At 39.5% G+C, this 564-nt stretch carries 1 protein-coding gene; it reads right to left on the reverse strand.

The window, feature by feature from the left end; genetic code table 11:
• Positions 1-67 precede the first annotated feature (67 nt).
• Complete coding sequence (locus R7R24_RS29290; RefSeq protein WP_318120533.1) at positions 68-412, reverse strand: DUF3802 family protein; 345 nt, start codon at positions 410-412, stop codon at positions 68-70.
• Between the last annotated feature and the right edge of the window lie 152 nt (positions 413-564).

Below are 564 nucleotides of genomic sequence, written 5' to 3' on the forward strand. Positions count from 1 at the left end.
TGTAACCCTTCTTATTGTTGGAATAGTGTTTAGCTGAATATTAGAGGGCATACTCGGCATTTGAACATTAGTCGTAAGTGGCGACTGCGGTATCAAATAGGTTTTTCACTAACGCAATGTATTCATCTAGAAAAGCAATCTGTTCGTTCGTTGCTTTCTTGCTCCACACGCCCGCTAGCACTTCACCAAGGTCTTCTACAACGGCATCTGCTTCTTTAAGCAGTTTAAAACGTACGCTTGAGTGAAGCTCAGGGTTTTGCTCAAAGATCGCCATGATGTTTGAAGCAACCATGTCAGTAACCACATCTTCGATGCTTTCGGAACCTGTATCGCCAATTTCCGTTGTGAAAATATCTAGATTAAGCGACAAATGCTCAATGAGAGCGAGATACCCATCGGTTTCTAAAACCACTGTTTTTCTCCGTTTATTGCAAGCCTTCGTAGCTGAAAGCGAATTAGTTTCAATAGTAAGACATGCCGAGAAAATTTCATTAACTTATTTCATATTAATAAACATTCATGCACTAACTGGATATTTTTCAACCAATTAGGTTAATCGCATTC

It is taken from the genome of Vibrio sp. 704 (genome assembly GCF_033339295.1).